This is a genomic window from Rhodococcus sp. MurmanLake-1 (assembly GCF_056945715.1).
Genome location: NZ_JBWZNF010000007.1, coordinates 353,425 through 376,252 on the forward strand (window position 1 = coordinate 353,425; position 22,828 = coordinate 376,252).

24 protein-coding genes are annotated in these 22,828 nt (G+C 63.2%); 10 read left to right on the forward strand and 14 right to left on the reverse strand.

The genetic code is table 11. The features are described from left to right. Genes AC2ETI_RS21445 through AC2ETI_RS21455 form a run of 3 tightly spaced genes read right to left on the reverse strand, consistent with a single transcriptional unit; the run spans window position 1 to window position 3,123 of the window. Window positions 1–1,221, reverse strand: a complete 1,221-nt coding sequence (locus AC2ETI_RS21445) for a CoA transferase (protein ID WP_483634367.1) — start codon at window positions 1,219–1,221, stop codon at window positions 1–3. A 31-nt stretch (window positions 1,222–1,252) separates the two neighbouring features. Then, window positions 1,253–2,251 carry a MaoC family dehydratase gene (locus AC2ETI_RS21450; protein WP_279217813.1) on the reverse strand — a complete coding sequence of 333 codons (999 nt, stop codon included), beginning with the start codon at window positions 2,249–2,251 and terminating at the stop codon, window positions 1,253–1,255. Further along, complete coding sequence (locus AC2ETI_RS21455; RefSeq protein WP_483634368.1) at window positions 2,248–3,123, reverse strand: HpcH/HpaI aldolase/citrate lyase family protein; 876 nt, start codon at window positions 3,121–3,123, stop codon at window positions 2,248–2,250. Before AC2ETI_RS21455 ends, AC2ETI_RS21450 begins: the two co-directional genes overlap by 4 nt. A 200-nt stretch (window positions 3,124–3,323) precedes the next feature. Between AC2ETI_RS21455 and AC2ETI_RS21460 the strand changes: the two genes are divergently transcribed. The 5 genes from AC2ETI_RS21460 to AC2ETI_RS21480 are packed head-to-tail and all read left to right on the forward strand — an operon-like array spanning window position 3,324 to window position 7,437. Beyond that, window positions 3,324–4,475 carry an acyl-CoA dehydrogenase family protein gene (locus tag AC2ETI_RS21460; RefSeq protein WP_019745395.1) on the forward strand — a complete coding sequence of 384 codons (1,152 nt, stop codon included), beginning with the start codon at window positions 3,324–3,326 and terminating at the stop codon, window positions 4,473–4,475. Between the two features lie 31 nt (window positions 4,476–4,506). After that, window positions 4,507–5,253 (forward strand): GntR family transcriptional regulator, encoded by a 747-nt coding sequence (locus AC2ETI_RS21465; RefSeq protein ID WP_003940169.1) that lies wholly within the window; start codon window positions 4,507–4,509, stop codon window positions 5,251–5,253. Between the two features lie 44 nt (window positions 5,254–5,297). Beyond that, entirely contained in the window at window positions 5,298–5,750 is a 453-nt protein-coding gene (locus AC2ETI_RS21470; protein WP_483634369.1) for a MaoC family dehydratase, read from the forward strand. Between the two features lie 40 nt (window positions 5,751–5,790). Next, window positions 5,791–6,987 carry an acetyl-CoA C-acetyltransferase gene (locus AC2ETI_RS21475; protein WP_069145568.1) on the forward strand — a complete coding sequence of 399 codons (1,197 nt, stop codon included), beginning with the start codon at window positions 5,791–5,793 and terminating at the stop codon, window positions 6,985–6,987. A 60-nt stretch (window positions 6,988–7,047) separates the two neighbouring features. Beyond that, the gene (locus AC2ETI_RS21480) at window positions 7,048–7,437 is read left to right on the forward strand and encodes an ArsR/SmtB family transcription factor (protein WP_019745393.1); all 390 of its coding nucleotides are present in this window, start codon (window positions 7,048–7,050) and stop codon (window positions 7,435–7,437) included. A 7-nt stretch (window positions 7,438–7,444) separates the two neighbouring features. Here the strand turns inward: AC2ETI_RS21480 and AC2ETI_RS21485 are convergent, their stop codons facing one another. The 3 genes from AC2ETI_RS21485 to AC2ETI_RS21495 form a co-directional block, all read right to left on the reverse strand. Then, on the reverse strand, window positions 7,445–7,942 hold the full coding sequence (locus tag AC2ETI_RS21485; protein ID WP_020970854.1) for a hypothetical protein: 498 nt from the start codon (window positions 7,940–7,942) through the stop codon (window positions 7,445–7,447). 111 nt (window positions 7,943–8,053) lie between these two features. Then, complete coding sequence (locus tag AC2ETI_RS21490) at window positions 8,054–8,704, reverse strand: pyridoxamine 5'-phosphate oxidase family protein (protein WP_019745391.1); 651 nt, start codon at window positions 8,702–8,704, stop codon at window positions 8,054–8,056. Between the two features lie 17 nt (window positions 8,705–8,721). After that, window positions 8,722–9,675, reverse strand: coding sequence for a DNA-3-methyladenine glycosylase family protein (locus AC2ETI_RS21495; protein ID WP_019745390.1), 954 nt, complete (start codon window positions 9,673–9,675; stop codon window positions 8,722–8,724). 45 nt (window positions 9,676–9,720) lie between these two features. Here AC2ETI_RS21495 and AC2ETI_RS21500 point away from each other — a divergent pair, with 45 nt between their 5' ends. After that, window positions 9,721–10,272 carry a ribonuclease H family protein gene (locus AC2ETI_RS21500; RefSeq protein WP_007729467.1) on the forward strand — a complete coding sequence of 184 codons (552 nt, stop codon included), beginning with the start codon at window positions 9,721–9,723 and terminating at the stop codon, window positions 10,270–10,272. Between the two features lie 5 nt (window positions 10,273–10,277). Here AC2ETI_RS21500 and AC2ETI_RS21505 read toward each other — a convergent pair whose 3' ends face one another. The 3 genes from AC2ETI_RS21505 to AC2ETI_RS21515 all read right to left on the reverse strand — a co-directional run bounded on the left by AC2ETI_RS21505 (window position 10,278) and on the right by AC2ETI_RS21515 (window position 13,022). Further along, window positions 10,278–11,276: an MDR family oxidoreductase gene (locus AC2ETI_RS21505; RefSeq protein ID WP_092764131.1), complete on the reverse strand. Its 999-nt coding sequence runs from the start codon at window positions 11,274–11,276 to the stop codon at window positions 10,278–10,280. 80 nt (window positions 11,277–11,356) lie between these two features. Beyond that, complete coding sequence (locus AC2ETI_RS21510; protein WP_019745388.1) at window positions 11,357–12,490, reverse strand: oxidoreductase; 1,134 nt, start codon at window positions 12,488–12,490, stop codon at window positions 11,357–11,359. Between the two features lie 4 nt (window positions 12,491–12,494). Beyond that, entirely contained in the window at window positions 12,495–13,022 is a 528-nt protein-coding gene (locus tag AC2ETI_RS21515) for a nuclear transport factor 2 family protein (protein WP_019745387.1), read from the reverse strand. Between the two features lie 125 nt (window positions 13,023–13,147). Here AC2ETI_RS21515 and AC2ETI_RS21520 point away from each other — a divergent pair, with 125 nt between their 5' ends. Further along, window positions 13,148–14,053 (forward strand): amidohydrolase family protein, encoded by a 906-nt coding sequence (locus AC2ETI_RS21520; RefSeq protein ID WP_003940342.1) that lies wholly within the window; start codon window positions 13,148–13,150, stop codon window positions 14,051–14,053. Between the two features lie 21 nt (window positions 14,054–14,074). Here AC2ETI_RS21520 and AC2ETI_RS21525 read toward each other — a convergent pair whose 3' ends face one another. Further along, a complete protein-coding gene (locus tag AC2ETI_RS21525) occupies window positions 14,075–14,818 on the reverse strand; it encodes an SDR family NAD(P)-dependent oxidoreductase (protein WP_019745385.1) in 744 nt (247 codons plus the stop codon). A 27-nt stretch (window positions 14,819–14,845) separates the two neighbouring features. Further along, complete coding sequence (locus AC2ETI_RS21530) at window positions 14,846–15,784, reverse strand: 3-oxoacyl-ACP reductase (protein WP_007729451.1); 939 nt, start codon at window positions 15,782–15,784, stop codon at window positions 14,846–14,848. Between the two features lie 369 nt (window positions 15,785–16,153). Between AC2ETI_RS21530 and AC2ETI_RS21535 the strand changes: the two genes are divergently transcribed. Continuing rightward, window positions 16,154–17,749: an acyl-CoA synthetase gene (locus AC2ETI_RS21535; RefSeq protein ID WP_483634370.1), complete on the forward strand. Its 1,596-nt coding sequence runs from the start codon at window positions 16,154–16,156 to the stop codon at window positions 17,747–17,749. 56 nt (window positions 17,750–17,805) lie between these two features. Here AC2ETI_RS21535 and AC2ETI_RS21540 read toward each other — a convergent pair whose 3' ends face one another. The 3 genes from AC2ETI_RS21540 to AC2ETI_RS21550 all read right to left on the reverse strand — a co-directional run bounded on the left by AC2ETI_RS21540 (window position 17,806) and on the right by AC2ETI_RS21550 (window position 20,581). Further along, complete coding sequence (locus AC2ETI_RS21540) at window positions 17,806–19,053, reverse strand: Nramp family divalent metal transporter (protein WP_019745383.1); 1,248 nt, start codon at window positions 19,051–19,053, stop codon at window positions 17,806–17,808. A gap of 128 nt (window positions 19,054–19,181) precedes the next feature. Beyond that, entirely contained in the window at window positions 19,182–19,673 is a 492-nt protein-coding gene (locus AC2ETI_RS21545; RefSeq protein WP_003939809.1) for a nuclear transport factor 2 family protein, read from the reverse strand. A 32-nt stretch (window positions 19,674–19,705) separates the two neighbouring features. Next, window positions 19,706–20,581 (reverse strand): TIGR03619 family F420-dependent LLM class oxidoreductase, encoded by an 876-nt coding sequence (locus tag AC2ETI_RS21550; protein WP_046379321.1) that lies wholly within the window; start codon window positions 20,579–20,581, stop codon window positions 19,706–19,708. Window positions 20,582–20,719: 138 nt separating this feature from the next. Here AC2ETI_RS21550 and AC2ETI_RS21555 point away from each other — a divergent pair, with 138 nt between their 5' ends. Further along, window positions 20,720–21,628 (forward strand): IclR family transcriptional regulator, encoded by a 909-nt coding sequence (locus tag AC2ETI_RS21555; protein ID WP_195790777.1) that lies wholly within the window; start codon window positions 20,720–20,722, stop codon window positions 21,626–21,628. A 76-nt stretch (window positions 21,629–21,704) separates the two neighbouring features. After that, window positions 21,705–22,574 (forward strand): alpha/beta fold hydrolase, encoded by an 870-nt coding sequence (locus AC2ETI_RS21560; protein WP_477846496.1) that lies wholly within the window; start codon window positions 21,705–21,707, stop codon window positions 22,572–22,574. Window positions 22,575–22,828 lie beyond the last annotated feature (254 nt).

The window sequence follows — 22,828 nt, forward strand, 5'->3', positions numbered from 1 at the left end:
TCAGTTCGCCGGAACGCCGACGATGCCGTCCGCGATCAGTGCCGAGGCGCGATCGGCAGTGGTTCCGAGGACATCCGCGAGCACCGCAATCGAATCGCCGCCGACCTCGGAGGCCGGTCCGGCGCTCAGGTGGGCGCCGTCGAACGAGGCTGGGTTCGCGGCAGCCAGATAACTTCCGATTCGAGGCTGATCGAGTGCAGAGAACATCGGGTTGTTCTCCAGTTCACCGGAATTCACCACTTCCTCGAAACTGCGGTACCTCTCGAACAGAACCGACGATGTGTCCAGCGCTGCAGCGATCTCGGCGCCGCTGTGTTCCCGGAACCAATGTGAGAACAGAGCAGTGAGTACCTCTCGATGACGGTAGCGATCCGCTTCGGTGGAGAAGTCGGCTCCGAGTGCAGCTTCGACGGCGTCGACAGCCGCCGCGGTGCCGGTGACCGACGCAAGGTCACGGAAATGGCGAGTAGTGAGTGCAACGATCATGAACCGTTCGTTGTCGCTGGAGACGAAATCGATTCCGTACGTGCCGTAGACGGCGTTTCCGCCGGACTCGCGACTGCGACCGTTCACTTGGACTTCGGTGAGGTAGCCGAGGGTTCCCGCGGTGGCCAATGCGACGTCTTCGAGTGGCAGCGTGATCTGCGTGCCGTGTCCGGTCGAGTCACGTTGGCGCACTGCGGCAGTTATCGACAGGGCGGCGTAGAGCCCGCAGGCGACGTCCCAGGCGGGCAGTGCGTGGTTGACAACTCCGGCGTAGTCGGCGGGGCCGGTGATCTGTGGAAATCCCAACGCGGCGTTGACCGTGTAATCGACCCCGGGGCTGCCGTCGCGGCGTCCGAGAACCTCGAGGGTGATGACGTCGCTACGCAACTGGGCCAGGGAGTCGTGGCTCATCCAGGTGCGACCGCCGGCATTGGTGACCAGGATTCCGCCGCCAGGTCCCGGAGCCGTGACCAGTTGGCGAATCAGTTCTTGGCCGCGCTCGGCGCGCATGTCCACTGACAGTGACCGTTTGCCTTTGTTGAGTCCGGTCCAGTAGATGCTTTCACCCGTGTCGGTGACGGGCCAGCGTTTGTAATCGGAGGCACCTCCGATCGGGTCGATCCGGATCACCTCGGCGCCGAGCTGGGAGAGAGTCAGTCCGCACAGGGGTGCGGCGACAAAGCTCGAGACCTCGACGATGCGAAGCCCGGACAGCGGGCCTTGGGTCTGAGTCATCTGTGATCCTTCGTGGTAGAAGAGTGTGCGATCATGCCATCAACACGGTGAAACGCCAGTCGAGAACCGGAGTCTGTGTTGCAGAAGCATTGTGGGAGAACACGAGCGAACGCAGTTGCACTGCGGTTCCGTGTTCGAGGGGCGACGAACTTTCGACGTGCAGTTCGCTCGTGAGGGTGTCGCCCTCGTGAACGGGCCCGGTGTGATCGCACGAGTGCCATCCGAGAACCGTCACCACATTGGGCAGAGCGCGAGTTGCCTGGGCAAGTGCAATTCCGATGGTGTGGCCGCCGTAGACGAGGCGACCGTGGGTGCCGACGCGATCGTCGTGGTGCGTCGCTGCGATGTTCAAGCTCAGCCGGGCAAGTTCGGGTGCACTGGAGACGACGTCGCCGCTACTGTGGAAGACGGAGCCCACCAAGTCGGAATCGAAGTGCCTGCCGGGTACCCGGTCTCGATATGTGTCGAGGTCCCAACCGTCAGGTGATACGTACGGCGCAGGTTCGGACGGACCGATCACGGAGAGGTCGTCGGCGTGGCGAGGTCTCGTCTCGATCGGGTCGGGGCTCAGGGGGAGCATGGCGCAGCGGTAGAAGTCGAGGACCGTGTTGCCATTCTGATCAGCGGACGTCATCCGTAGCGCGGCAAGTCCGGTGGCGCCGCGTCCCGGCTTGGCCGAGTTCTCGCGCAGACCGACAACCTCGGTGCGCGTGTACAGGGTGTCACCGAGTACCGGGAAACGGTGGAATCGCAGTCCACGGTAGAAGAGGTTTGCCTTGACGTGGTGTGTGACTACGGTTGACTGGCCGATGGCGACGTCGGTGACCAGTCCTGGATTCGCCACTGGTGCAGCGGAACCTGTGACGCTCGACGACAGGTGTGCGTCGAGAGGCAAGCGCATGCGGTCACCGAGGATCGCCTGATGGGAGGCGGCGAGTCCACTGGTCAACGTCACCGCTGGTGCTTCGTCGAAGATCTGACCGTGGGTGAGTTCGTCGAAGTACGGTCCTCCCACGTAGTGCTCGCTCATACGGTGACTCCTTCGGCTCGGGCAAGCGTACGACGCGCTGCCACGGCCACGGCTTCGTCGAGCATTTGGCCGTCGAGCTGGGCGGCGCCGGAACCCAGGGTTTCGGCTTCTTCGAGTGCGGTCAACACCTGTCTGGCGTCATTGACGGCGTCGTCCGAAGGAGTGAATGCGGTAGTGGCCGAGTCGATCTGCGCCGGGTGGATGACCCATTTACCGTCGAACCCGAGAGCGCTGGTCCAGTGCGCAGCGCGGCGGAAGGCGTCGTCGTCGGTGATGCCGAGAAAGGGTCCGTCGATGGCGGCGACGCCGGCTGCGCGGCAGGCGATCAGGATTCTGTCCTGGACGGCAAGCCAGTGTTCCGGCAGTGCCGAGCGTGAGCGACCCAGCGCTGCACCGAGATCGGCGTATCCGATGATCGCGGCCTGCAGACGAGGAGTCGCGCGGGCGATGGAGTCGGCATTCTGGACGCCGAGCGGAGTTTCGATCAGGGCTTGCAGGGTGGTGTGGTGCCCACCGGCAGCGAAGAGGATGCGCTCGGCCTCGAGGAGTTCGTCGGCGGACTCGACCTTAGGGACGATCACGCTCGTCAGCGATTCTCCGAGGGTGCCGCAGGCGATCAGGTCGTCGCGGGCCCATGGCGTGGTCAGGCCGTTGATTCGGACCGAGATGGTGCGCGCTCTACCGAACTCGTGCACCAAGGAACTCACGAGGGTTCGCGCAAGGTCCTTGTTCGCCGAAGTGACGGCATCTTCGAGGTCGAGAATCACCTCGTCTGCGTTCGAAGAGAGTGCCTTGCGGGCCTTGCGCTCGTCTGAACCCGGAGCGACCAGGGACGCACGGCGTCTGGTCGCGCGGTAGTGGTTCTCGTCCATAGTGTGTCGATTACCTCGATCTGGTGATCAAATGTACGGCCAGTTGCGAAATAGATGTGCTGCCGTGAACGGCGTTGATGTGCAGCGAACTGCCTCGATGCTGGCAGTTGCTGCGTATCGATGTCAAGGCGCGGTATTGACATTGCGCGAACAATATCGAAATATGGCCGTACAAACTTATTTCAAGTCGAGGCGGATTCATGCTCAAGCTCAACGACGAAGAGACATTCCTGATCGAAACCGTGCGCCGGTTCGTCGACCGAGAGGTCAAACCCACGGTCCAGGAGGTGGAGCACGCGAACGAGTATCCCGAGAAGTGGATCGATCAGATGAAGCAGATCGGGATCTACGGCCTCGCGATTCCCGAGGAGTACGGCGGATCGCCGGTGTCCATGCCCTGTTATGCGCAGGTGACGCAGGAACTGTCGCGCGGATGGATGTCCCTGGCAGGAGCGATGGGCGGACACACAGTGGTTGCCAAGCTCATCTCGCTGTTCGGTACCGAAGAGCAGAAGGTGAAGTACCTGCCGCGAATGGCAACCGGCGAGATCCGGGCAACGATGGCCCTCACCGAGCCCGGCGGTGGCTCCGATCTGCAGGCCATGACGACCAACGCCAAGAGCGACGGCACTGATCTGGTCGTCAACGGCGCCAAGACATGGATCACCAATGCCCGCCGATCCGGCGTGATCGCATTGCTGTGCAAGACCGATCCAAGCGCAAGCCCTCGTCATGCGGGCATCTCGATTGTTCTCGTCGAGCACGGCGAAGGGCTGACCGTGTCCCGCGACCTCCCGAAGCTCGGATACAAGGGCGTCGAGAGCTGTGAACTGTCCTTCGACAATTACCGCATCGCCGAGTCGGCCATTCTGGGCGGCACTCCCGGAAAGGGTTTCGGGCAGATGATGAAGGGGCTCGAGACCGGCCGTATCCAGGTGGCTTGCCGTGCACTGGGCGTCGCCACGGCTGCACTCGAGGATTCACTTGCGTACGCGCAGCAGCGCGAGAGCTTCGGCCAGCCGATCTGGAAGCACCAGTCGATCGGCAACTACCTCGCCGACATGGCAACGAAGCTGACGGCCGCACGGCAGCTGACGTGGCACGCGGCACAGATGTACGACAGCGGCGAGCGGTGCGACATGGAGGCAGGCATGGCCAAGCTGTACGCCTCCGAAGTGGCGATGGAAATCGCGTTGTCCGCCGTCCGCATCCACGGCGGTTACGGCTACTCGACGGAGTACGACGTCGAGCGGTATTTCCGTGATGCGCCACTGATGATCGTCGGGGAGGGAACCAACGAAATTCAGCGCAACGTGATCGTTTCGCAGCTGGTTGCCCGCGGCGGTCTGTGACGGACCGGTGAGCAAGTAGGATCATGTCGCTATGAGCGGTAAGGAAAGAGAGACGGAGCCGGCGTACCAACGCCTCTCTCGTGAGCTTCGTCAGCAGATCTCTGCCGGTACCTACCGCGACGGCATTCAACTGCCCACCGAATCCGAACTGGCGCAGCATCACGGCGTGAGTCGGCAGACGGTCCGCCGAGCCTTTCACGATCTTGTTGCCGAGGGCATCGTGTACCGAGTACCCGGGCGCGGGACTTTCGTGACCGAGAACAGCGGCCGCTATCTCCGTCATCTCGGATCCATCGAAGATCTCATGAACCTTTCGCGGGACACGACGATGGAAGTGGTGTCACCGCTGCAACGGCGCGTGGACATCGAGGCGGCCAGTCGGCTTCGGCTCGACACCGACGTCGTGTACACCGTGGTCTTCCGACGGATACACGAGGGAGTTCCGTTCGTGCAGACGACGGCGCATCTGCCGGAGGCGATCGCGCGGCAGATCATCGACCTGCCCGCCATGGCGGCCGGTGCGGTGAGCGCCAATACGGTGATCGGCCTGCTGGAACCGCTGATCGACAGTCCGATTGTCGAAGCAGCACAATCGATCACGGTGTCCCCGGCAACGGCAGACGTTGCCAGGGACGTCGATTGCGAGATCGGCCACGCCATGTTGCGGGTGGACCGTTTGTACTCCAACGCGCAGGGCGTTGCCAACGAGTTGTCGGTGAGCTATTTCTTGCCGGAGCAGTACACGTATCGGGTCACGCTGCGCCGCGGCGCACATTAGGGCTGCACTTTTCTTTGCTGTTCAACACCTTTCAGGAGAGAACTATGCGAATTTTCAACGGAATCGACGAAGTTGAGACGGCTGTCGGTGAGCACTTGGGCTACAGCGCGTGGTTCCCGGTCACACAGGATCGGATCGACAAGTTCGCCGACGCCACCGAGGATCACCAGTGGATTCACGTGGATCCCGAGCGCGCAGCGCAGGGTCCGTACGGCGGCACCATCGCCCACGGCTATCTGACTCTTTCGTTGTTGCCGGTGCTCGGCGCTCAGGTGATGCGTGTCGACGGAATCTCCATGATCGTGAACTACGGCAGCAACAAGGTGCGATTCCCCGAACCGGTCAAGGTCGGTTCTTCGGTGCGGGCAGGTGCGGAGATTCTTTCCTTCGAGCGCACCGCGAAGGGCGCGACGATTGTCGTGCGGTACACGATCGAAATCGAAGGAGCAGGTAAACCTGCGCTGGTGGCGGATACCGTGCGCCTGTTGGTCTCCTGAATCCTTTTCCATTCTTCCAGAACGAAATTCGAGGTCAGTTGTGAAACGAGCAGCATTGGTCGCGCCGGTCAGAACCGCGGTGGGCCGTTTCGGAGGGGCACTTCGTGACGTGCCTGCGGAAAGTTTGGCTGCCACTGTCGTCAAGGAGACCGTGCGTCGTAGCGGAATCGATCCGTCCCGCATCGACGACGTCGCGATGGGGCAGTCGTATGCCAATTCGGAAGCACCGTGCATCGGAAGGTGGGCGGCGCTCGAGGCCGGGTTGCCGATTTCGGTAGCCGGCTTCCAGACGGATCGCCGATGCGGAACGGGTCTGCAGGCCATCGTTACCGCGGCCATGATGGTCCAGACGGGTGCTGCCGACGTGGTTCTCGCGGGCGGCGTCGAATCGATGAGCGGGATCGAGCATTACACCACCGGAGCGCGGTGGGGCACCAAATCCGGTGGGCTGCAACTGTTCGACCGCCTCGATCGTGGTCGAGAGCGCTCGCAACCCGAGTGGCGTTTCGGCCGGATCAGCGGAATGATCGAAACGGCCGAGAACGTCGCGACACGCTGCGGGATCACGCGGGAAGAGTCGGACGCCTTCGCCGTCGAGAGTCACCGAAAAGCTACACTGGCAAGAGAATCCGGCCGATTCGATGCCGAAATCGTCGCCGTCGAACTGACGGATCGAAAAGGGAACGTCACACAGTTTCGTGCTGACGAGGGGATCCGTCCGGATACCTCACTCGAAACCCTGGCACGGCTGCGTGCGGTGTCCGAGGGAGGCGTCGTGACCGCCGGTAACGCCAGCCAACAGAATGACGCTGCGGCAGCGATGTTGGTGGTCGCCGAGGATCGCCTGGACGAGCTGGGGCTGGAACCCATCGGGTTCCTCGACAGTTGGGCCGCGGCCGGTTGTGAACCGGCGCTGATGGGCCTCGGACCGGTTGCCGCCGTCTCGAAACTGTTTGCTCGCACAGGGGCAGGCTTTGCCGACTTCGATCTGGTCGAGCTGAACGAGGCGTTTGCGTGCCAGGTTCTCGGCGTAGTGAAGGAATGGGGCTTCGAGGACCTCGATCGACTGAACGTCAACGGTTCCGGCATCTCGCTCGGGCACCCCGTGGGAGCGACGGGTGCGCGTATGGCAACAACCGCGCTTCACGAACTCGGCCGTCGCGGCGGCGGAAAAGCGCTGTTGACCATGTGTATCGGCGGTGGCCAGGGCATGGCAGCCGTGGTGGAGTCTGCCTGACGAGGTTCGCTTCTGGGTACACTTGCGGCGGGGGATCGGAAGTTCTACGGAGGCAGTCGGTTGACGAATGCAGGCGCAGCAGACACCAGTGGCGCGCTGAGCGTCGAGGATGTTCGTCGCGCCAGGGCTGCACTCGAGGGTCTCGATGTCACCAGTTGGTCCGGTCGCTTCGAGCTTCTCTCCGACGCCAACCGTCTGCGTCTGTTGCTCTGCCTTCACCACGCACCGGGTATCTGCGTCACGGATCTGTCCGTGGCGCTGGGGATGAGCGGCACAGCCGTCTCACATGCGCTGCGGCTACTGCGTAGCCAGGGGTGGGTGAGCGCGACGCGCGACGGCCGATCGATGCGATACCAACTGGCAGACGACACCGTTCACCAGCTGTTGCATTCGATCGGCGCCACACATTTTCACGACGAGACACCCACCCCCGGGCACACGCACAGCTGAGCGTCTCTCAAGGAGTCGCGAAGAACTTCTCGACGGCCGGCGCAGCGTTCGGGTTTCCGTTGGTGATTCCCGCGCCGACTCCGGCAACCGTGCCGATGACTCCACCGACGATGCAGCCGGCGATGAAGTTCGGGAAGATCGACAGGCAGCCGATTCCGACGCCGAGGTTGGCTCCGATGAGCGTCGACTGCACGCCGCCGTTGTTCCAGCCGATATTGACCTCGTTGGCCATCGTGTCGAACGCGGCTTGCTTCGGATCGTTACCGGGGAAGAGCATCAACGCCGCCTGGCTGTTCGACTCGGCGGTCGGGGTCAATAGGGGTTGGGACGGATCGAAGCCCGCATTCGGGGGCGCTGCGACCGCGGTGCCGGCTCCGGCGCCGACAGCGGCGACGACGAGAACGGACATGGTGAGAGTTCGGGACAGTTTCATGGGGACGGCCAATCTGTCTGTGTGGAACCAGTCGTGAATGGTGGCGGTGCAGTTCGTCAGCCTGAACTCCACCGTCTGGATCGATCGTGCGGACCTCCTCGGGCACAACGGGACCCGTCGTCTCCGCGCGACGGGCCGTGTTTGGTGGCTACCCGACTCCGGGGGCCCTGAAACCGCCCAGTCTCATTCGTTTTTCGACAACCGCGCGCGCAATTCTTCGACCTCGGCAGTAAGCCGATCGACCTCGGCTTGCAGGGGTTGGCGTGCCAGAGCGAGGGATTCGTCCATGCGCTCCTTGTCGAAGCGAGGTGTGATGTTTCGACTGCAGTTCCAGTCGAACGCTTCGACCTCGACGACGATGGAGCGCTGCGCTTTTGCTGTCATGGTGCCGCCGGGGACCTGCAAGAGTTGTTGCAGCAGTTCAGGGTCCTCGTCCGCTTCGATCACGTGTGCACGCCCGTAGATCTTCAATCTCGTTCGCGTCGGGTAATCGATGACGAACAGCGAGATGCGATTGTTCTCTTCCAGATTGCCGAGCGTCACGAATTGCTGATTGCCGGGGAGATCGGCGAATCCGATTCGATTCGGGCCCAACACATGCAGGAATCCGCGCGGTCCGCCGCGATGTTGGACATACGGCCAACCGTCGGGCGTCACCGTGGACATGAAGAAGGAATCCACGGATTTCACGAATCCCTGAGCGCGGAAATCGAATTCCATCGGACCTTCGTCGGGCTGATCGAGCTTTGAACCGTAGACGGTGAAACTCCCGGTCGACCGCTGACGCTCCACCGCAGCGGGGGAGAAGGCGATGTGTGCGTATCGGGTCGACATTCTTTATCTCCTGGTGCTCAGTGCCAGCGGTGGTCGGCAACGGCAGTTCGCGGACCGAACTTGGGTTTGACGGCTTGGCCGCTGACCTGCAGAAGCCGCACCGCGCGGTATCGATGCGGTTGGAGGGGAGCGAGGTACTGCACCATCTGGGCGTCGTCGATCGGTTCACCCAGGAGCGACCAGCCGACGACCGCAGCGAGGTGGTAGTCGCCGACCGAGAGTGCGTCGGAATCGCCGAAGGCGCGCTGAGCCACTTCCGCGGCAGTCCAGATCCCGACGCCGGGCACCGCTCGCAATCGTTTGGTCGCTTCGGCCCGGGGGAACGATGACGCCTGCTCGAGGCGGTCGGCGACCCGAGCGCACTGAACGATCGTCTTGGATCTCGCGGGATCGACATTTGCGCGATGAAACTCCCACGACGGCATTCGTCGCCATTGGTCCGCGGTGAGTGGAACTCGCATTCCGTCGGGCGCGGGGCCGGGTGGGCGCTCCCCGAATTTGGTCAGCAGCCGGCGCCATGCGGCAAACGCGTCGATGCCGTGGACGCGTTGCTCGAGGATCGCGGGAACGAGGGCTTCCATGACGCGTCCGGTGCGGCCGATGCGCAGATGAGGGAAGCGTCGATGAGCTTCGGCGAGCTTGGGATGCTCGGGCGCAAAATCTTCGGCCTCGTCGTCGAGACCGAGCAGAGCTTCGGCGCCGGTCAGAAATTCCGTGGCGCCGGGACCCCAGGCCTGTACCCGGACCGTATGGCGATCCGACTGCGTGATGCGGTAGGTCACAGGACCCGAAAGTTGGCGGGAAACTCGCCAGATCGCTCCGTCGGCTGACCGTCGATGTGCGGGGTCGCCGGGTCCGCGCTGATGCGGGCTGAGCGTCAGCGCGGCATCGAGCGGTCGCTGAGAAGTCACCGTGACTTCGTCGACCGGAGATAGCGGCGTCATCGAGGTCAGCGTATCGCCACCGTCCATCCTCCGTTAAGGCGTGTGTCGGTGGCGCAACGTATTGTCCGAGCCATGATCATCGTGAGCACCGACGGATCCTGTCTGCGAAACCCCGGCGGGGCTATCGGCTGGGCGTGGGTCAATCACGAGGGTCCGAGCATGTCCGGCGGAGAAGCGTCCGGCACCAATCAGATTGCCGAGTTGCGTGCGCTCTTCGAGGCCGTCGTCGCCCATCCCGGTGCTGATCCTCTGCTCATCGAATCCGACTCGCAGTACGCCATCAAGTGCGCGTCGGAATGGCTGCCGAGTTGGAAGCGCAAGGGCTGGAAGACCGCGAGCGGTGGGGCGGTCAAGAACCTGGAACTGGTCCAGAGCATCGACCGAGCCATCACCGATCGAGTCGGTCCGGTGCGCTTTCGTTGGGTGCGCGGGCACGTCGGCAACCACTACAACGAAATGGCAGACAAGCTGGCCGGCGAAGCCGCACGCGCCATCGTCTCGGGGGACATCGCATCGGTCCCGCTTGCTGCCCCGGTGAAGAAGGAACCGACCGCCGTGAACTCCCCTTACAAGGAGAAGTCCACGACGGCCGAAGAACCGGCAGATCTGTTCACACTTTTCTGAGCGGTTCAGAAACCGTCGGCAACCTGAACCAGCGCCCGGCCGGTGTACTTGCCTTCGCGTACCTGATCGATCACCGAGACGACGTCGCGGACGGCAACGAGGTTCGTGATCTCCTTCAGATGACGTGGGGCCAAGTCGGAGCCCAGACGGGCCCACAGCGCGCGACGGGGTTCGATCGGCATCAATACCGAGTCCATGCCAAGCAGTGAGACTCCGCGGAGAATGAACGGCAGCACGGTCGTAGGCAGCGCGGCGCCGCCGGTCAATCCGCTGGCGGCCACAACACCGCCGTAGTTGATCGTGCTCAGAACGTGAGCGAGAGTCTTCCCACCGACGCAGTCGACGGCCGCCGCCCACTGAGATTTTCCGAGCGGGCGAGGCTTGGCGTCGGGATCTTCGGGGAGCCGGCCGATCACCGAAGACGCACCGAGTGACGTCAGAAGGTCTGCCGCGCCTGGCTTACCGCTGGAGGCGACCACGTCGAAGCCTGCGCTTGCCAGAAGGTCGACGCTGACGGTGCCGACTCCGCCGCTCGCGCCCGTCACCAGGACGGGACCGTCGGCGGGCTTCACTCCGCTGGCCAGAATGGCTTGGACGCTCATGGCTGCGGTGAATCCTGCCGTGCCGATTGCAGCAGCGTCGGCGGTGGAAATGCCGTCGAGCTTCACGACCCACTCGGCAGGCAAACGGGCGATCTCGGCGTAGCCGCCGTTGCGGGCGGTCCCGATCTCGTAGCCATGTGCGACGACCTTGTCGCCCGGGGCGAATGCGTCGGACTCGGAGGAAATGACCTCGCCGGCGACGTCGATGCCGGGGACGATCGGGTACTCGCGAACCACCCCGCCTTTCGGCGTGACCGCGAGCGCGTCCTTGTAGTTGACGCTCGAATACTCGACGCGAATGGTGACCTCACCTGCCGGGAGGAAGGATTCGTCGACGGTTTCGGGGGCGAAGTCGATGGTGCCGTCGCTTTCGCGGGCGACCCAGGCGTTGAAAGTAGTCATGGGTCGAACATAAAGGCCTTCGGCCCTGTGCGCCTTTTTGGTAGTGCGAACTACCGGAAAGGCGCACAGGGGCGGAGCCCCTAGATCAAGCTGCCCTCATGCACCGCTCGATCGAAGGCCGGCAGCGGACTACCGTCGCGCAGGGTTGTCGCCAATGCCGGATCGGCGAGGTGGAGACGGCCGATCGCGATCAGATCGAACTCTCCACTGCCGATGCGCTCCTCGAGCTGTGGGATGTTGTCGACGACAGGGGCGACGCCTTCGATGCGGCTGTCCCGCAGCGACTTTCCGATACCGACGCTGCCGACGGCCATCGTGACGGCGCCGGTCAATTTTTTCGCCCAACCGGCCAGCGAGAGATCGCTGCCTTCGAAGGCGGGGACGTCGAAGCGCCTGATGCTGGCATCGAGAACGTCGACTCCGGCGTCGACCAGCGCGCCCAGGATGACGCCCAACTCCTCGGGGGTCTCCGCGATCTTCGCGGTGAAATCCTGCTGCTTGTGCTGCGAGAAACGGTAGATGATCGGCAGATCCGGTCCGATGGCCGCGCGGATCGCAGCGACGACGGCGGCCGGGAACTTGGTACGACGCTCCAAGTCGCCGCCCCACGCGTCGTCGCGCTGGTTGGTGCCCTCCCAGAAGAAGGAATCGAGGAGGTAGCCGTGACCGCCGTGGATCGCGATACCGTCGAAGCCGAGTTCGACGGCGTGCTTCGCGCTACGGACATACGCGTCGATGACGTCCTGGATGTCCTGCTCGGTCATCGCTTCGGTGCTCGCCTGCGCACGTTCGACGTAGGCCGCGGAGTACGAGGTGACGCCCAGCGGACCCCACTCACCCGAGGGACGCATCGGCTTGAGCGAAGGGTCCATCTGCGTCATCGCGCCCCACAGAGGCCCGACGTGCCAGAGCTGAGGCACGATCTTGCCGCCAGCAGCGTGCACGTCGTCGACTACCTTGCGCCATCCGGCCTGAGCAGCGGGAGTGTGGAGGTTGGGGACGTTGGCGTGGTCGACAGCAGTCTCGTGATCGATCGCGACGCCTTCGGTGACGATCAGTCCGGTACCGCCCTCGGCGCGTCGGCGGTAATAGTCGGCGACGTCGCGGCCAGGCACGCCCTCGATGGAGTACGTGCGCGTCATCGGCGACATGACTATGCGGTTGGACAATTCGAGCGAACGGATGCGGAGCGGTTGAAACAGCGGGTTGGTCACTTCGTCACAGCGCTTTCATGAATCGGAAGAATCCGGGGTCCTGGTCGACACGGAGCCGGGTGAGGGTTCGGTAGCTGATCAGCCACTTGCCGTCTTCTTTGCGGTATTCCTCGTGGTAGTGGCCGTAGCCGTGCAGGTGTAGTTCTTTCTCGCCGTCGTTCCACCACAGCATGTCTTCCATCGCCCAGATACCGGTTGCGGTGGTGGGTGAGGTCAGCACGATTTCGGGAGTGTGTGCGTGGTGCGCCGTGGTGAGGGGGATGTCGCCGTCGAGCATGTTCCGAATTGCCGCGGTGAGTTTGTCGATGCCCACTACCTGGTTCGAGGTGTCACCGGTCTTGGGTTGCTTGTCTGTCGGGAGTCCGCCCCACGTCTCGCTGACGACGTCTGCGGTGTGCAGGGTTGGGTAGACGTGCCACTGCTTGGTGTCCATGCAGCGTAGGCGCGCGGCGAAGACACGTTTGATTTCCTCGATTGCGAGCAGTTCCTCGACGGCACTGATCGATCCCACTTCGGACTCGGCCTGAGACATTCAACCTCCAACGGTGATCGGCAAGATGGGTTCACATTCGGGTGCTCAGCGCGGGCCGTCAACGACCTGTCCCGGTGAGCGCGACGGCACTCGGTATGGTCGAGCGAACGAAAGGGGTGTCAGACGTGTGTACCGAAGAGGTCCCATCGACCGGACCGGAGGAGATCGCCGAGGTTCGGGCTTTCTGGCGCGAGTTGGGTGTTCCTGGCGTGATCGACGTCCATACCCATTTCATGCCGAAGAGCGTCATGGACAAGGTGTGGGGCTACTTCGATTCAGCGGGACCGATGATCGGTCGACCATGGCCGATCGCGTACCGACTTGCCGAGGAGGAGCGGGTACACCGTCTCCGCGAGTTCGGTGTCCGGGCTTTCACGTCGATGATCTACCCGCACAAGCACGCGATGGCCGAGTGGCTCAATCAGTGGGCCGTCGAATTTGCCGCGCAAACACCTGATTGCCTGCACACGGCCACGTTCTACCCCGAGGAGTCGGCGGCGTCGTACGTCGGAAAGGCTCTGGAGTCGGGCGCGCGAATCTTCAAGTCCCACATCCAGGTCGGAAACTACGACCCGAACGACCCTCTGCTCGACAAGGTCTGGGGTCAGCTCGAGGACTCCGAGACGCCCATCGTGATTCACTGTGGATCGGGACCGGCGCCGGGGGAGTACACGGGACCCGATCGCATTGCTTCGCTGCTCGCACGGTACCCGCGCCTGTCGTTGATCGTCGCCCACATGGGGATGCCCGAGTACAGCGAATTCCTCGATCTGGCAGAGGCTTACGGCAACGTCCGCCTGGATACGACCATGGCGTTCACCGATTTCACGGAAGAGCAGTGCGCCTTCCCGAAGGCAGACGTTTCACGGCTCGTCGACATGCAGGACCGGATTCTGTTCGGTAGCGACTTCCCGAACATTCCGTACCCGTATCTCACAGCCTTGCAAGCGGTTACGCGCTTCGATCTCGGAGACGAATGGCTGCGAGCCGTCGTGCACGACAACGCTGCGAAACTCTTCTCGGTGAGCTGAGCCCACCGAGAAGTATTTCGCTCATCGCAATTTGATGCTGCCGCCGTCGGCCATCAACGTCTGTCCGGTCATGTACTTGGAATCCTCGCTCGCCAGGAATACCACGACGGGAGCGATGTCGGTTTCGGGATCACCGATGCGTCCGAGAGGTACCTTGGCAACCGATGCGGCTGCGCGCTCGGGGAAGGCTTCCTGCCACTTGACGACGCCTTCGGTGGCGGCGAACGGGCAGACCACGTTGACCCGAATGCCTTCCGGCGCCCACTCGTTGGCGACGACGCGCGTCAGGCCTCGCACAGCTTCCTTGGCCGCAGCGTAGGACGTCTGGGTGGGCATTCCGTCCAAACCTGAACCCGATGCGAAGTTGACGACCGAACCCTTGGTCTTCGCGAGTTCGTCGTGGCATGCCTGCATCAGGTGGACAACGGGGTAGAAACCGGTGTTGAAGGACAGGTCGAACATGTCCTGCGTGGTTTCGAGCAACGGAGCCTGACGGGATGCGTGAGCGTTGTTCACCAGGATGTCGAGCTTGCCGAAAGCCTCGAGCGCGGCGTCACGGATCTGCTCGGCCGAACCGGCGGCAGCAAGGTCGACGTTCAGGAACTTGCCGGAGCCGGCCAGTTCTTGTTCGAGGGCCTGGCCCTGCTCGTCGTTGATGTCGACGAACAGGACCTTCGCGCCTTCACGGGCGAAGACTCGGGTGATGGCACGACCGATTCCACCGGCGCCGCCGGTGACGATCGCTACCTTGCCGTTCAACCTCATGAAAACGCTCCTCTTCGTAAGTGCTGCTTAAACTGTTGCGGTCTCGTCGACTGCAAGTGCGATCTTTTCGAGGCCGGCGATGCTGTAGGCAGCGTAGGTTTCGTACGGCCCACGGCCGGAGAAGTAAGACGAGAGCTGACCACCGAGTTCTTCGACGGTGAACGCGGATCCGGCTGCGTCGAAACGGTTCTCGACCTTGGGTGCTTCCATCAACGCCACCATCTTGCCGTAGACGACGAAGACCTGTCCGTTGATCTCGTCGGAATCGGGGGATGCGAGGTAACTGACCAGGGTCGCGACGCGCTCGGGTGCAAGCGGATCGAGGCCGACGACGCCGGTGTTGTTCTCGCCGAAGGCTTCTGCCGTCATGGCGGTGCGGGCACGGGGGCAGATCGCGTTCGTGCGGACGCCGTAGCGGGAGAGACCTGCTGCGCTCGAGAGCGTCAGAGCGGTGATGCCGGCCTTGGCTGCCGAGTAGTTGGGCTGTCCGGCGCTGCCGAAGAGGAAGGCCTCGGAAGAGGTGTTGATGATGCGGCCGTAGACCGGTGCGTCGGCTGCCTTGCTGGCTGCGCGCCAGTGGACTGCGGCTGCGTGCGAGGTGGCGGCGTGGCCCTTGAGGTGCACGCGGATGACGTCGTCCCAATCGGATTCGGTCAGGTTGAAGATCATCTTGTCGCGCAGGATGCCTGCATTGTTGACGAGGATGTCGAAGGATCCGAAGTTCTTGACAGCCTCTTCGATGATGCGCCCGCCGAGCGACCAGTCGGAGACGTCGCCGGTGATGGCGAGTGCCTGTCCACCTGCGGCCTTGATCTCGTCGACCACGTCGTTGGCCGCTGCACCCATGTCGTTGACGATGACGGCTGCACCGGCAGCCGCGAGTCCGAGTGCTTCGGCGCGACCCAGGCCGGCGCCGGCGCCGGTGACGGCGGCAACTTTGCCTTCCAAGCTCAGTGATTGCGTCATGTCGTGCTCCTTCGATCCGGTCTGGCGGGTAGGTACAGCAAAATTAGTATTCATTCTAATTTGAAGTCGAGAGTTCGGCAGTCTTTCCGAAAAAATCATTCGAGCGAAATCAGAATTAGTTCTAGTTTTGAGCAGAAGTTTGACCAACTGAGGAGCAGTCTCACTCAGCGGGAGCGGTGATCTGGGTCACGAGCGCTGCATGCCACCTTGGGTCGACGCGGCGATCCCACCGCGTACGCGTTTGCGTCACCACCGATCCGCTCAGTTCTCGGCCGCATTCGTCGGCTCCAGGGTCGGATAGTTCTCACCGAAAACGCAGTACGGTCGGCCCCGAATTCACCGGGCCGGACATCAAGGAAGGCACCAGCAGTGTCACTGAATTTGGCAGATCTGTACGAGGGCATTTCGGATCTGATTCCGGACCGCACGGCGCTCGTGTGCGATGGCCGTCGTCGCACCTACGTCGAACTGGACGAGGGATCGAACCGCATTGCCCGCCACTTGGCGAGTGTCGGTGTCGGGCCGGGCGATCACGTCGCTCTGCACATGCGCAACAGCGTCGAGTTCGTCGAGAGTTTGCTCGGCTGCCTCAAGATTCGTGCGGTCCCGATCAACGTCAACTATCGCTACGTCGACGCCGAACTGACCTACCTGTACAACGATTCGCAGTCGGTGGCACTGATCGTGGACGAGGAGTTCGTTTCCGTCGTGGAGACGGTTCTCCCGGCCGCGCCCGGCATCAAGCACGTCGTTGTCGTCGGCGAGTCAGCCGTCCGCGATATCGAAGGCGTTGACGTCGTTCGATTTGCCGACGCTGCCGCGGAGCATCCCGCCACTCGTGACTTCGCGCCCCGCAGCAACGACGACCTCTTTGTCATCTATACCGGCGGCACGACGGGTATGCCCAAGGGTGTCATGTGGCGTCATGAAGACTTCTACTTCGCGGCGCTCACCGGCGGAAATCCGTTCGGTCCGCCGCACACGACCGCAGAGGCTCTGTTCGCCGCGGTGCCGAACGTCCCCGCGATGAACATGCTCAGTACCGCACCCCTGATGCATGGTGCGGCGTCGTACTCGCTGTTCACCGGATTCTTCATGGGCGCCAACGCAATTCTCATGGCGCGGTTCGACGCGAAGACGACCCTGCAGCTCGCCGGGAGTGAGAAGGCCGTCTCCATCACCGTCGTCGGAGACGCGATGGCCCGTCCGCTCGCAGACGAATTGGCAGCAAACGCAGCAGATTACGACCTCAGTACGGTCGGCATGGTCTCGTCCGGCGGGGCCTTGTTCTCGCTCTCACTGCGGGAGCAGCTCAAGTCGATACTTCCGAACCTGGTGATCCGCGACGGATTCGGCTCCTCGGAGTCGGGCGTCGACGGCAATCTCGAAATCGGCGAAGACGGCCTGATGCGCATCGCCGCTCGCGACGAGACCCGCGTCGTGGACGAAAGGATGCGGCCGCTGGAGCCGGGATCGCCCGAGACCGGTTACATCGCTCGCAGTGGTCACGTGCCGGTCGGTTACTTCAACGATCCGGTCAAGACCGCGGCTACGTTCCCGGTGATCGACGGGGTGCGGATGTCGGTGCTCGGCGACGTCGGGCGCGTGGAAGCCGACGGCTCGATCGTCCTGCTGGGGCGTGGTTCTCAGTGCATCAACACCGGCGGGGAGAAGGTGTACCCCGAAGAGGTCGAGCAGGCACTCAAGAGTCACCCGGCGGTGCTCGACGCTCTGGTCGCGGGAATTCCGGATGCGAAGTTCGGTGAGCGCGTCGCTGCGGTCATCACGACCCGCGAAGGCTTCGACGTCCCGGACGCTGCCGAGATCGGTGAGCATTGCGCGTCGCAGGTCGCTCGGTACAAAGTGCCGCGCACCGTCATGAACGTTCCGTCGATCAGGCGTTCTCCCAGCGGAAAGGCCGACTATCGCTGGGCCAAGGCCACTCTCGCCGAGCAAGTTTCCTAGTCCGGCCGGAGCCATCCAGCGCGTTTGTGAGGGACGCGTTGGGTGGCTCCGGTGCTCTAGCCTGTCACCGTCAGAACCAGCAGAGCGACGTTGAGTGCAACGATCAAGCCGGCCGCAATCCATGCCGCGACGGTCGTGAACGGGGCATTGCGCGCGTCGCCCATGAGTTCGGAGTCCGAGGTCATTCGCACCAGCGGGATGATCGCGAAGGGGATACACAGGCTCAAGACCACTTGGCTGAGCACGAGTGCCAGCGTCGGGTCGACGCCGAGTCCGAGCACGATCAGTGCCGGGATGAGAGTGACGATTCGGCGTGTGATCACCGGAATGCGAATGGCCAGAAGACCATGCATGATCTCGGCGCCGGCCGCGCACCCCACGGAGGTCGACGCGAGTCCGGAGGCGAGGAGTCCGATCGCAAACACCACGGCTACGCCCGGACCGAGTGAATTCTCGATCGCGGCATGCGCGCCGTCGATGGTGTCGGTGCCGGGTACTCCGCGCAGCGCCGAAGCGGCCAGAAGCAGCATGCCGATGTTCACGCCACCGGCAATGATCAACGCGACGACGACATCCCAACGGGTGACTTTGAGTAGTCGCTGCAACCGTGGCCCGGGTTTGATGTGGCCGTGGCGATCACGTGCCAATGCGGAGTGAAGGTAGATCGCGTGCGGCATGACCGTTGCTCCGAGCATGCTGGCGGCGAGCAGTACGGTCTCGGTTCCTTCGAAGCGGGGGACCAACCCGGCGACGGCTTCGCTGCCGGAGACGTCGGTGAAGGCGAGCCCGGTCAGGAAGCCGATGGTGATGATGGCCAGCAATCCCATGACCACGAACTCGAAAGTGCGCTGTCCGCGCCGACTTTGGATCGTCAGGATCACCATCGACACGCATCCGGTGATCAGCCCGCCGAGGAAGAGCGGGATGTTGAAGAGCAGGTTGAGTGCGATGGCGCCGCCGATGACTTCGGCGACGTCGGTTGCGATCGCCATCATCTCGGCCTGGAGCCAGAAGGCGCGGCGGTTGTTCTTACGCAGGCGCTGACCCAGCATTTCGGGCAAGGATCTGCCGGAGACCAGCCCGAGTTTCGCGGACAGGTACTGCACCAGCACGGCCATTGCATTGGCGAGTACCAGTACCCAGATGAGGAGGTAGCCGTACTTCGCGCCGGCGGTCAGGTTGGCGGCGACGTTACCCGGATCGACGTACGCGATTGCCGCGACGAACGCCGGACCGAGCAGGGCGATGGATCTTCCCGTGGGTCGTCGGCGCGGAGTCGTCGGCTCTTGCGTACTGGTGCTCATCGGTCTCCTGGTCACACGTGCTCGGACCTGTTGGTTCGAATATGTGAACTATAGAGTTCGGGGAGCCGAACTTTCAACAGCTGTGCGCGGTCAGCGACCCCAGAGGGTCCCTAACCGCGCACAGGGGGTTAGGCCGTCACCCCGGCGGCCAGGAGAGCGCGGGCCTCGGGTCGGCCGTCGAGGAGGGCGTTGGTACGCAGTTCGACTTTCCACTCGCCGTCGGTCTTGATCAGTTCCCAGCGGTTCGCGGTGATGCGGAGGACCTTGAACCCCGTCGGGTTCTCGGGGTCCTTGATGACCAACTGCGAATGGCAGGTCGCGACGGCCTTGTTGCCGTCGATGCGGATGTGCGCGGGCGTCATCATGTGAGCCGCGCCGTTCATGATCCAGTTCTGGTGAGAGGCGCTGTGAACCATCGCGCGCAGTTCGCCGCGGCCGTGCATCGCGCCGGTGTCGACGTCGTAGACACCGTCCTCGAGCCACAGGTTCGCGACCTCGTCGGCTGATCCACTGTCGACGGCAGGGCTGTACGTGGTCAGCAGTTCGGTGATCGCGAGTTTGTCCTCGAGCAATTCCACTCGGGCGAGCAGAGATTCGATCAGGGCGGTCGAGTCGGTCATCGGTACGTCCTTTGTATAGGAAGGTTGACGAATCATGGGGTGGTGAAAGCGAAGCCCTCGGCGAGGGCGATTCGGTGAAGTTCTTCGAGTTGTTCGCAGTAGTGCTGGACGCTTCGAGCGCCGACCGAGCAACTGGCTATGGTCGCCCCGGCGTCACGGACGCGTGTCAAGGCGCGAAGGGCGGATTCGCGATTGCCGAGGGGGTCGAGCGGAGCACCGGCGGGAAGCACTACGTCGAATCCGTCGGGGAGCGTCGTGGCGTCGAGCATTTCCTTCAGTTCGGAGAATCGCAGCCCGAACGGCACCCACCCGTCGCCGTGTGTGGTGGCCCGGCGCAACGATCTCTTGGTCCGGCCGCCGATCCAGAGGGGCACACGTTTCTGGACGGCATGGGGTTCGACGACAAATCCGGAGTAGTCGTAGAACTCGCCGTGATACTCCGGAGTCGGAGTCGACAGTGATGCTCGAAGTGCTGCCAGAGCGTCGTCGGCACGTGCTCCTCGGTCGACGAACGGAGCATTTATGAGATCGAATTCTTGTTTCAGAGTCCCCACTCCGAGACCGAGTATCAGGCGTCCGTTGCTGACGCGATCAAGCGTTCCGTAGCGCTTGGCGATCTCGAGGGGGTGGTGATAACCCAGTACCAGCACCTGCGTCGCCAGGAGGATCCGCGACGTGCGTGCGGCCAGGTAACCCAGCGTGGCGAGCGGATCCCAATAGGTTCCGCCGCGTTCGGTGGCAATTTCTTCGGGAACCGCCACGTGTTCACTGCAGGTCAGATGATGGAAACCGAGTCGATCCGCCGTGGCAGCCACTGTGGCGATCTCGCCGATGTCAGCACTCGCCTCCCACTCCGAACGCGTGCTCGGGTGCTGAATCAGGACCGGCGTGACGATTCCCAGGTGCATCGGGCGTTTATAGCGCTCCCACCGACGCGGCGGCGGGTGAATTACCGCTGATCGGGATCGAAACGACCGATTCACTTTCCAGAAACTGTGACCTGGGTTATAGTCGGTAGAATCAATTCCAGTTTTCGGGAGGCGTCCATGACCATCGTTGACATGAACGACACACTGTCCACCGTCCAGAACGCCGCCGGGCACCCCAAGAAGGATCTGCCGCCGTCGATGGTCGAGCGGATGACATTGATTCTCGACGCCTTCGACGGCCGCGCCGCGCGGCTGACGCTGGAAGAAGTCGCGTGCCGCACTCAGTTGCCGCGGTCCACCGTCCACCGCATTCTCGATCAGCTCGTCAAGCTGGACTGGGTCGATCACGCATCGTTCGGCTACTGCCTCGGGCGCCGCGCGCTCGGCCTCGGTGGTGGCGACGGCGGCCACAGCCAGATCCGCGAAGCCGCAGCACCGCTTCTGCACGAACTGCACCTGCAGACCGGCATGGTCGTTCACCTGTCGGTGCTCGACGGACGCGAGAGCGTCTACCTCGACAAGGTCGGCGGACGATTCGCCGCGGCGCTGCCGTCCCGCGTCGGCGGCAGAGTGCTCGCTCATTCGACGGCCGGCGGCAAGGCGATGCTGGCATGGATCGACCCCGAGCGCGTCGACGCTCTGTTCGGGTCGGCTCTTCCCCGCTGCACCGAGAACACCATCACCGACGTCGCCGTGCTCCATCAGGAACTGAACCGCATCCGTCAGCGTCGGGGACTGGCCTTCGAACGCGGGGAGTCGGCGCGTGGAGTCGCATGTGTGGCTTCGGCAATTCGCGGACACGAGGGTCCAGTCGGCAGCATCGCGTTGTGTGGTGACATGCGGACCGCTCAGCTCGAGCGAGTTGCTCCGCTGGTCGTCGACGCGGCTCGCGAGGTCTCGCGGACGTTGTACCCCGAACTGGGTGCTCCTCGACGCGGCCGCAAGACGCCTCCCGTTCCGACCAATACGTTCTCGGCGGAGACGATGGATCGCCTGCTGGCAGCGTCGTCCGACCACTGGATCTGACGTATTTTGATCGACTTGTCTCGCTGATCGGGACGAGTCATAGCAGCTCAGCGGTACTGATGGCACCGTTCGGACCATGACGACTGAACTGAGCTACGAGGGAACCCTGAAGGAACTGCAGACCGATCTCGGTGTGCTCCGGTACCACGAAGCCGGCGACGGCCCGCCGCTCCTGCTGCTGCACGGTTCGGGCCCCGGTGTCACCGGTTGGCGCAATTACCGCGGCGTTCTCGCCGACTTCGCGGAGCACTTCCACTGCTACGTTCTCGAGTTCCCCGGATTCGGCGTCAGCGATCCCGGCCCCGACCACCCGATGATGATGGCGCAGGCATCGGTGGGGATGTTCCTCGACGGCCTCGGCCTCGGACCTGTCCACATGATCGGTAACTCCATGGGCGGCATCGTCGCCACCAAGGTCGCGATCGACGAACCGCACCGGGTGAGCAAGCTCGTCACCATCGGCGGCATGGGCAAGAACACCTTCTCTCCCGGCCCTGGTGAAGGCATCAAACTTCTCATGGAGTTCACCGACAACCCCACCCGCGAAGCTCTGGTGCGGTGGCTGCACTCGATGGTCTTCGACCGCGCGGTCGTCACCGAGCAGTTGATCGAAGAGCGCTGGGCTCTGGCCACCGAGCCGATGACGCTCGAGATCGCCCGACGGATGTACAGCAGCAAGGCCATGGCCGCCATGGGCGCGGCTGCCGCTGCGTCGACCGCCGTGCCGTACTGGGCGCAGCTGAACAAGATCAAGGCGCCGACGCTGTTGACCTGGGGACGCGACGACCGCGTCAGCCCCGTGGACATGGCGATACTGCCGATGCGCGACATCCCCAACGGCGAAGTTCACATCTTCCCCAACTGCGGACACTGGACGATGATCGAAGCCCGTGACGCCTGGGTCGCGTCCGTTCTGGCATTCCTGACGCGTCCAGAAGGCAAGTAGGGGCTTCGCCCCCGTGCGCCTTTTTGGTAGCTCCCACTACCAAAAAGGCGCACAGGGGGTGCTCCCACTCACCGGGAAGCGTTTCTGCACTTCGGCGGGCTACCTGCCACCGTTTCACCAACAGATTTTCATTCTGCCCAGGCACTCGCCGGGTAGCGAAACCAGAAAGCCGGAAAAATCATGGGTCAGGTTCTGGACAACATCTCACAGTTCGCCGACGAGATCCGCGCCGACGGAGTCGAGGGCGACAAGCT